The sequence below is a fragment of the Microbacterium paulum genome, assembly GCF_015707995.1.
Classification (GTDB): domain Bacteria; phylum Actinomycetota; class Actinomycetes; order Actinomycetales; family Microbacteriaceae; genus Microbacterium; species Microbacterium paulum.
Window position 1 is genome coordinate 1 of sequence record NZ_JAAGRY010000114.1, and the last position, 2,685, is coordinate 2,685.

2 protein-coding genes are annotated in these 2,685 nt (G+C 61.7%); one reads left to right on the forward strand and one right to left on the reverse strand.

Annotated elements, in window-relative coordinates; all coding sequences use genetic code 11:
• Positions 1 to 129: 129 nt before the first annotated feature.
• Positions 130 to 1,617, forward strand: a complete 1,488-nt coding sequence (locus tag G3N18_RS15640; RefSeq protein ID WP_196385170.1) for a hypothetical protein — start codon at positions 130 to 132, stop codon at positions 1,615 to 1,617.
• Between the two features lie 51 nt (positions 1,618 to 1,668).
• On the opposite strand, the gene G3N18_RS15645 is transcribed toward G3N18_RS15640, so the two are convergent.
• Positions 1,669 to 2,568, reverse strand: a complete 900-nt coding sequence (locus G3N18_RS15645) for a hypothetical protein (protein WP_196385171.1) — start codon at positions 2,566 to 2,568, stop codon at positions 1,669 to 1,671.
• Positions 2,569 to 2,685 lie beyond the last annotated feature (117 nt).

Genomic DNA, 2,685 nt, shown 5'->3' on the forward strand with positions numbered 1-2,685 from the left:
GCCCGCCGCGTCGCCCGCGGCTTCCGCAACTACGACAACTACCGACTCCGCATGCTCCTCATCGCCGGCGGCCTCGACCCCACCACCCCCACCTAAAGTCCGAAGAGCCTCTTTGACCGGCTCGCCGCAATGAATCTCATCAACGTTCACCCCGACGAGGACACCGCACGCGAACACATCACCACCCACGCGAAGGACGGTGAAGCGATCACCGTTGCCACCAACGATGAGGCCGCTGAGGTGAACGAGCGCATTCGTACCGGGCGGGTCGAACGTGGTGACGTTGATGACACCGTGACGGCGACCGGCAGCGACGGGCTGGGCATCGGAGCCGGTGACCTCATCCAGACCCGCAAGAACGACAGCGATGTGGGAGTGGCGAACCGGCAGCAGTGGATCGTCCAAAACGTCGAGAACGACGGCACCGTCTATGTCCGCGAGGTCGGCAGCGGTCGCAAGAACCCCCGCACCGTCACCCTGCCTGCCGAGTATGTGGGTGAGCACACGCACCTGTCCTACGCCGCCACCGCATATGGCGTCCAAGGCGCAACCGTGAACACCTCGCACACGTTCCTGACTGAGGCGACAAGCGCGGCAGGCGTCTACGTCGGCATGACCCGAGGCCGCGAGCACAACCGGCTGCACATCATTGCCGACGACATGACGGACGCGAGAGCGCAGTTCATCACAGCGATGGAACGAGACCCAGCCGACCGCGGCCTTGATCACGCCACCACCCAAGCAGCGCAGTCTGTGCGGGCCATCGTCAAGAACGGGCCTATCCAGCGCGTCACGGAAGAACTGGCCAGACTCGACAGGGAGGCTGAGCGTGCGGAGCGGCAGGCGGAGCGATGGGAGCAGACCGGTAACCGGATCGACGCCCAACGCGCCAGACACCGTGACGAGAGCGACGAAGGTACCGCCGTTCTTCGCCAGGCCGAAGAGGAAGCAGCACGGGTGCGTGCCGAGGTCGCCGCGCCCCTCGTCGAGCAAGCTGAACGCGACGGCGCGGCGTACCTCGCCACCGCCGAAGCAGAAAGAGCAGTGAACACCCGCCTCGCGACTGTCGGGCGGTTCGGGCGTCGCAAGGCCCGCGCTGAGCACCGCGCCGCCAGCGAACAAGCAGCAACTATTCGAACGCACCTTCGCGATGTATGGGAGGCTGAGCCGCCACGAACTCCCAGCGCACTACCCGGATGGTCTGCTCAGGTCGCGCAACGGCGAGCAGCGGGCGATCCCCGGGTGCGCGACGCCGACCAAGCAGTCGAAGCCGCGCGCACCGAGCGAGCCACCACCGGCGAGCGACACCGCACCGAACGCCTGGCACTCTTGGCAAGCGAATACGGTCCTGAGAACGCGCGTGCCCACCAGTACGGGATGCGCGCCCTCAACCCCAGCCGTAACGCCCGCGAAGCCCGCACCCGCGCAGCACTACTTCGCTCGCATAGCGAAGAGCTGCGCGATCTCTCGGCGAACGACGCCGCCAAACTCATCGAAACCAAGCAGGCAGAACAAGAGCTTGTCCAACAGCAAGCGGAACAGCGGCGACGGCAACTCTCATCTCCAGAGCCGCCCTCCCACCACAGGCCAAACCCGCGAATCGAACGTGGGATTTAAGGATTTTATAAGTAGGCCCGATGTATCCAGTGCGTAGAACTCCTGAGATTCCTAATCGTCTGCGCTGCTGAGCATCTTCACGTCGCTGTAAAGCTCGCGCAGCGAGTGATCCGACATGTCGAGGATGGGCTCGTACATAAACGAATTGATGTGGATGTTCTCGGGGGTGATCAAAAGGACTCGTCGGAGCGAATCGAGCGTCGGTTCGCTTCCGAGACCCCGCTGATTGAAGGCGTTGAAGAGATGCCACGTTTGGTTCGAAGTGATCGTTTCATCGAAACCGTCGGCATCGAGCGCGGACGCCATAAACTCCTCGGCACGGAGACGGATCGCCAACGACAGCACGATTTTATTCGCGAAGTTGACTCCTTCGTCAGCAGTCAACGCTATCTCGGCCTGTGCATAAATCATCTCAAGGACAGGCTCATCTCCACCCACCCAAGGGCCGCCGGAGAGACCGGGAAAAACCTCACCAAAGATGCGGTCCAGCTCTGCCTGCGTAATGGTGCGCGTGCCCTCCTTCAGATGAATCAGCGAAGTGAGGGTGAGATAGTCGGCGTCTTTAGTGCCGCGACTGTACTCAATGAGGTTGCGAGTAAAGGGTATGGAGGCGACCCTCCGCATGCCGTCTGTGAAGATCTTCTTCTTGAAGTCCTTAGTGAAGGGGTTGGTGATGGTACTTCCGGCCATCGGCGTGAGCGTTACTCGCTCGACGCTCTTCTCTGCCATAAAGCACCCACCGTAAGTGACGACGCTCCTGCCAAAGATGGTGCGCAGAAAATCGAAGTTGTGGGTGAGGATAATAAGCCGAAACTTGTCGTGCTCACTCATGTCCTTCAGGTACTGGATGATCGCGTACTTGTTCTTGTAATCGAAGGAGTCCGCGATGTCGTCAATCACGAAAAGCGTGGTTCCTTCTGCTTCCTTTCGGGCTTCGACCTCGAAGAGCACATTGAGGGCTCTTCGGACTTTAGGTGGGGGTGGTGGGGTCGAGGCCGCCGGCGATGAGGAGCATGCGGAGTCGGTAGTTGTCGTAGTTGCGGAAGCCGCGGGCGACGCGGCGGGCGA